Consider the following 6,581-nt stretch of genomic DNA (forward strand, 5'->3'; position numbering starts at 1 on the left):
CTCCATGTCACAACCTATTTTTCAAGTAAAAAACCTCGTTAAAGAATTCACTGTTGGTGGTGGATTTGGCAAAGAAGAGATCTTTAGAGCACTGCATGGGGTGAGTTTTGATTTACATGCAGGTAAAACATTGGCACTGGTTGGCGAATCAGGCTGCGGGAAAAGCACCTGCGCTCGACTGATGACCAAAGTGTATCCGCAAACAGAGGGAGAAATACTGTTCAATGGCAGAGATATTTCTACCTTAAAAGGTCGTAAAGATATCTTGGATTACCGAAGCCGCGTGCAAATGATATTTCAAGACCCATTTGGCTCACTCAATCCAACCCACACCATTGAACACCACTTAACGCGACCCCTTAAGATCCACAAGCAAGTTGCTACGAAACAAGCTCTCGCAGAGCGTCTTAACGAGTTATTAACGCTGGTGGAGTTGCCCATCGAAACTCTCACTAAATACCCTCATGAGCTCAGTGGAGGCCAAAGACAGCGCATAAACTTAGCCAGAGCACTCGCAGTCGGTGCTGAGGTTATCCTTGCCGATGAACCCACCTCGATGTTGGATGTTTCAATACGACTCGGTGTTTTGAACCTAATGCAGAGGATGAAGAAAGAGTTAGGGATAGGTTTTTTGTACATTACGCATGATCTCGCAACAGCACACTACATCGCAGAAGAGACGGCTGTGATGTACAAGGGACAGATCGTTGAGTGGGGATCAACCCAGTCGATCTTAACCAACCCACAACACCCATACACTAAGTTATTGATCTCTGCTGTGCCCGATCCTGATCTACCATTTGGCGAACTCGTGAAAAATGAGCCAAACTATTCAATAGACGCTGATCGTATTCGTGAACAAAGCAGTGAAATACAGCATGAGATCAAGCAAGTTTCAGATAATCACTATGTTAAACAGTGGGATAACGTTGCATGAATGAACTAGACACTTGGTTAGATCGGATCGGAAATTGGTACAAAGACCGAAAGCATGATCAAGTGGAGAAGTTAGAGCCTTTGATCTTAACGCCTCCAGATGCACTCTGGGGGCCTTTGATCACGGATGAGCAGAGCAAAGGCATCGCATGCTGGTTAGACGGGTGCTTGCGTATCTTCGACCATTCACGCTACGATTCACCAAATAAGGCATACCAATTCTTACAGCTTGCTTACGGTAAGCTGCAACAAGTGGTGTCTAATCCAGCAAGCGAAATGGAACTTAAAGATTGGTGTATGAAACGAATGCAGCACCTTGCGGTACTAAGCCTGGAGTTTTGCAACCAGCAAAGTCATAGCGGTTGGCAAGAGCAGTCCCATCAACTAATTAATGCCCATGTCCAGTTTATGGCTGCGCATGCTTGGAATGAACCTCGGAACAATGATCAAGGAGCTTGGGTTGCTTCACATTAAGATCTGCTCAGACAACCAATGCGCCCTCAAACCAATTTGAAATATGAGGGCACAAGCTTAAGCTTTGTATCAGATATCAATATCCGCCACATACTTAAAGTCAGAAGTATTTAGACATGTTGTATCTAAAGTAAGCATATTCTCGGGTTCATTGATCGAGCTAAGAATCAAATTTTTCAGGCAAGGAACCCAATCTTGGGCATCCGTCAAAATACCATGAGAACCTTGATCGTAGGTCAAACTAAGCATGTTCGAGAATTTCTTAGCAGAAACATCTGCCAGTCCAGGTGGTGTAATACCATCATTCGCACCGTTGAGAACGAGTACTGGATAATCAACCTTCTCCATAGAGGCATAAGAGCTGCTAGATACAAGCTCAATACCCAAAGCTTGGCATGCTTCAAGAGTCAACCCAAAATGAGTACTATTATCTACTACATTTTGTACATCCGTTCCCCACTTTGCACGACTCTTATGATAGCTTGTGTAGTACTTCTGTTTAACTGGCTCCTCAGCACAAATATTTGCTAACCCCATGGCAGCAAATTGACTTGGATTAGAAGAGTCATAAGCATTTGCCTTAAGAGCAATCAATGCGTCTAACCCAGTTTCTATTTCTTCTTTGGTTAATTTCACCAACTCAACTGGGTTGAATTTACCAGCTGCAGGTATACTGTCATCACGACGCATGCTTCTTGTGGTCAAGTAGTTGACAAAAAAATCATGGTACTTCTCATCAATCTGAGCAAATTTTGTATTTAGATCAGATTTAAATTTCGTTTCATCGCAGTACCCAGTACTACGCGCGCACACTTCTAGGATCCTATCTAACGCTTCATAGTTTGACCAAGGCATATCCTTGATGCCATTCATTTCGATGGGAAATACGCCGTCTAATACCATCATTTGAATTGTATTGGATGCCTGATAACCTGCTTTAATCTGTTTTTGCTCTTCACGAGCCATTGTCATAGCTAGACGTGTTCCATATGACACACCATAAAGCTTCCACCCTCCGTCTATTTCTTTAACTTCAGAGAGTTTCATCTCTAACAACAGTAAGTCTAATGCATTATTTATATTCGTATATTGGCTCAAATCCACGCCATCGTTGACATATTTATCCTTGCAACCTTTAATCTGCTGAGCAGTACCAGAGTCTTCAAATTCGCAGCTCAAAGAGGGAGTAGAATACCCGGTACCACGTTGATCAACAAAATAGATGTCATGATTAGCCGATAAAACAGAAAGATCATTTTCAATTTCTTGGGCCCAATCAATAGACATGCCGCCCGGACCACCATTAAGGTGTAAGAAGGCGCCTTTTTTGGGTCCCTGCGAAAGAGTTTTAGCAACCGCAACTTTAATTTTTTTCCCCTCTGGCTGCATGTAGTCTTCTGGCACCTCTAGAAGCCAACAACTATCAACCGTCCTGGGCTTTACATAGTTCTTGTCAACCAATTGTAGTTGATTACATTGCACCGTCTGCAGTTGAACCGACACATTTGATAGCGTTGATAAGTTTACTAGGCTAGTACCGGTTACTGATGGAGTACTGCCTTCATCCCCTCCTCCACATCCAGCAATCGCTGTTGCAATCACTAATACTGCTAATTTTCTATTCATCGACAAAACATCCCTACAAAAATACAATTAGGGGAGAGTATTATTGATTTTGACAATTAAACATGAAAAGAATGGTCTTGATAATTGCGCCTTTTATATTTTAAGAAGCAATAAATACGGAACTATGATCAAAGGGCTATGCCTTGATCATAGTTACAGGGTGAGTATGTTATTCGATGAATTTCAGGCAAAAAAAAGCGAGTCCCCTAGGAACTCGCGAAAATCTATTCAGTATGATGTAACAAAATATGAGCCAATCTATTAATCATAAGAAAGGACAAAGGTTGTCTATTCGGGATAAATAATAATCAACTAGGTGCTCTATATTGTCATCACATTGTCAGCATTAGGTGCGGTTATTATCAACACCTAATGATGTTCAGATCATCCATTCAGCAACGATTATAGGACTCACGGTTAGTGGCCGATCGCCATTTCATCGAGCGCTAAGAACACATTCTCGTCTAAGTGACCTTCGTGAACTTGTTTGCATACCTTGCGACGCACGGCCAAGCCAGAGATAAGACGCTCGATTGAAAGGTGTCGATTACTGGTACTATCGCGGTCGTTGTAGAGTTCGATCAGCTTACTCAATGTTTCGTAAGGAATCACATCCTCTCCAACTCTTAACCAATCAAGCTTCTCAATGAGCTCTGAGCACTCTTCTTTGATTGAAGCATGAGAGTGCCCGGTCATTGCTGATAAAGCCGTTATACTGCGTTCTAGGGCCTCTGAAGAGGTATATTTAGATAGGGTTATCATGATCTCGTCAGCATTGATCTCAACAGAGTGCTTACGTTGTTTAACTCTGCGCCCTAGCTTGCCTCTTGGTGAAGGGGCTTTGCGCTGAATTGGCTCAAACTCACCATCGATAATCTCAGATAATTCTTCCAACTTCTGCTTAGACACCATTTCGTTACGCAATGGGTTCGGTAGCGTTGGTGCCATATTACGTTTGCCTGCGTTGGTGGTGCGTGCTCTTGAGTAACGTAAGACTTCTTCCACATTACATTTGATATCAACCTGATAATCAGTCGTTTTGCCTTTTTCGATCAACGCGGTGATCGTCAAGTGATAACCCCAAAGGTTAACCAGGAAAGTATCTTCTTGCTCCCCTACCTCACCTAGCTTTCTGAGCTCGCGGATCAGATCCATAGAAAAACGACGCCAATCAATGTTACGAGCTAACTTCTGGTTGAGCTCGCTGAGCAGCATACAATCTGAATGGCGACGTGCCATACGGCTTCTAAAGTACGAATACATTTGGAAAACCAAGGTATGTTGCTTCAGGATTTCTGGCGGGAATAGGAAGAAATAATCACGCGTCAGCAGCTCTTCGTAGAACGAAGGTTCCCAAACCAGGATGTATAGGTTCGGTTTAATGCGAATTTCGCCGTCAGAGCCTTCTGTAGGCGCTTCTTCCGATGCGGTAATGGTTCTAGCTAGGAATCGGAAACGATCACTCTTAAAGCCTTCTGGCATGTTCTCGCTAAGCCAACGGCCTGTGAGCTCATGCAATTGGAAGTCGGTAAATTCGATACGATCAATACTGTCACGGATCGAATCACGTGCCGGCCCGCTGTCTTTCTTGCCACGCAAAGACAAAATATCCGTGATGTACAGAGGGGTTTTGTTCGGTGTGTGTTTAGCGTCTAAATGATAATCATCTTGGTGATGATCATGATATTGAACAGTAAGCGTGAATAACGCGAACAACGTCATTAGATCGTCAACCGTCATGATATTTTTAGAAGATCGTGTCTCGATCACTGCTCGAGTGCCTGAGATCGAAACCATAGATTTCTGGTAACTCTTACGCGTTCTAGGTGGCGCCAAGGCTTGATCAATAATACCCGCCCAATTGGTTGGTGACACAATAAATTGATCGGCTTCGTCTTTCATCGTTGGTGGGGTATTGAGTCCGTGTTCATTCAATAAGCGCTTGTTGACTTTGGTTTGAGCTAGAGCTTTAGATCGCTTTTGCTTCTCATTTTGCTTCACGCTTTCTGTCACTAAGCTAGTAGCACCCAGTACCGATATCAATTGGTTTGGGTTCACAAAGCGATGCAGCATAGTTTTACCGGCAAGACCTTCTTCAAAGCGAACCGGAATTTGTCTGAAAAGACCTATACTTACCGCAGCTCTTAACCTTTGCTGTAAGGCTGCACGAGTAACTTGGCCATCGGTTGATTCAATAATCTCGGTAGTGGAAACGTAACCGTCTTTGCTGCTAAACCCACGAAGTGAAATTAGGTTGAGAAGCTCAATGATGCTTTTGGTGACACCTTTGAAGTGTTGATATTGTTCTATCCATTCAACGGCTGTTTCAGATACCTCAAATAAATGACCATCTTTGTGGCTTCGTGCCTTAATTAACAATTTCTCTTCTGGTTTCATTTTTGATCCGTATCACACTAACCGTAATTTCACTATAGTTCCTGAATGATAAAGAAAGAATGATCATAAATAAAGAGAATTTATTGGCTTTTAAATAACTGATCTTTCTGATTAATATGATCTTAAATGATTAAGTGATCTAATGATCTGGGTGAATATTTGCTTTTAAGTTGCTGAATTTAAAGTGTTAAAAAAAATCCGCTTGGAAAGCATGATCATAAAGATAGCGAAACGATGATCATAAAAGATAAGAAAGCATGATCACAGAACATCAGAACGATGATCATTAAGTCATTGTAAGCATGATCATTATTGGTTCGAAAGCATGATCATTATACTTATACAGCTTATCCACAGTCCAGAATTGATCGACGAGTTTTAAATCACAATGTGGATATTTTCGTTAGGTATTCTATCGGAACAATGATCAAGTAATGGGGCTTTTATATCGTTCCTCCCCTTTTATGTTTAAAAATTAGTCGAGATTGGTCGCACAGTCAGTGGTTGGGCACTTTTAGCTCGCAGCACAATAAATCAGGAAGCATGATCATGAAATTGTCATGTTTCTGCATTTCCATTCTGTGTCTATTGAATTTCCAACCAATCAGGCCTTATAGAGCTTGAATCCCCATTACAAAAGCATTTGTCCGTAAGTTAGCTCTTAAATTATATGCTTCCGGAACGATATTTACTTGATCATTTTTCCGGAGGTTGATCATTCCTAATGTGCAGTTGCTCGGATCAATATTGCTCAGTTTACGCCTTGATCATGCTTCATAATTTGGTGTTACTAATTCTCATACATTAGATGTGTTCCTTGATCATTCTTCCGTTCGGGTTAGAATTCTCTGTTGTTTTTTTGCATCTCTTCTTCTCTTCTGTTTTTAATTTTTTGTCCATTGAGCGTTTTTTAATTTTTTTATTTGAAAACCTGTAAATTCTAATGCAAATAACACTAACCGTAATCTATGGTTGTGTTTCAATCGTTCCGAAGGTTTTTAGTTGTAATTACATTTACATTGTAAATAAGTGATGCTGTAACATTTTAAATGTGCGATAGAAATAACATGGTTGTGCATGATGAAAATGATGACTTTTAGTATTACTCTGAGGCGAAGTTTCATCAAATTGTAAAAACACTGTCTATT

4 protein-coding genes are annotated in these 6,581 nt (G+C 41.4%); 2 read left to right on the forward strand and 2 right to left on the reverse strand.

Going from position 1 to position 6,581, the window contains the following annotated elements; translation table 11 throughout:
* Positions 1-4: 4 nt before the first annotated feature.
* Positions 5-937: an ATP-binding cassette domain-containing protein gene (locus K08M4_RS21875; protein ID WP_086051481.1), complete on the forward strand. Its 933-nt coding sequence runs from the start codon at positions 5-7 to the stop codon at positions 935-937.
* Complete coding sequence (locus tag K08M4_RS21880; protein WP_086051482.1) at positions 934-1,410, forward strand: transcriptional regulator; 477 nt, start codon at positions 934-936, stop codon at positions 1,408-1,410. The genes K08M4_RS21875 and K08M4_RS21880 overlap by 4 nt, the downstream gene beginning before the upstream one ends.
* A 69-nt stretch (positions 1,411-1,479) precedes the next feature.
* Here K08M4_RS21880 and K08M4_RS21885 read toward each other — a convergent pair whose 3' ends face one another.
* Both K08M4_RS21885 and K08M4_RS21890 read right to left on the reverse strand, forming a co-directional pair.
* Positions 1,480-3,036 carry an alpha/beta fold hydrolase gene (locus K08M4_RS21885; RefSeq protein ID WP_086051483.1) on the reverse strand — a complete coding sequence of 519 codons (1,557 nt, stop codon included), beginning with the start codon at positions 3,034-3,036 and terminating at the stop codon, positions 1,480-1,482.
* Positions 3,037-3,453: 417 nt separating this feature from the next.
* The gene (locus K08M4_RS21890) at positions 3,454-5,433 is read right to left on the reverse strand and encodes a replication initiator protein RctB domain-containing protein (protein ID WP_086051484.1); all 1,980 of its coding nucleotides are present in this window, start codon (positions 5,431-5,433) and stop codon (positions 3,454-3,456) included.
* Positions 5,434-6,581: the final 1,148 nt, after the last annotated feature.

The organism is Vibrio syngnathi (genome assembly GCF_002119525.1).
GTDB classification, from domain to species: Bacteria; Pseudomonadota; Gammaproteobacteria; order Enterobacterales; family Vibrionaceae; genus Vibrio; species Vibrio syngnathi.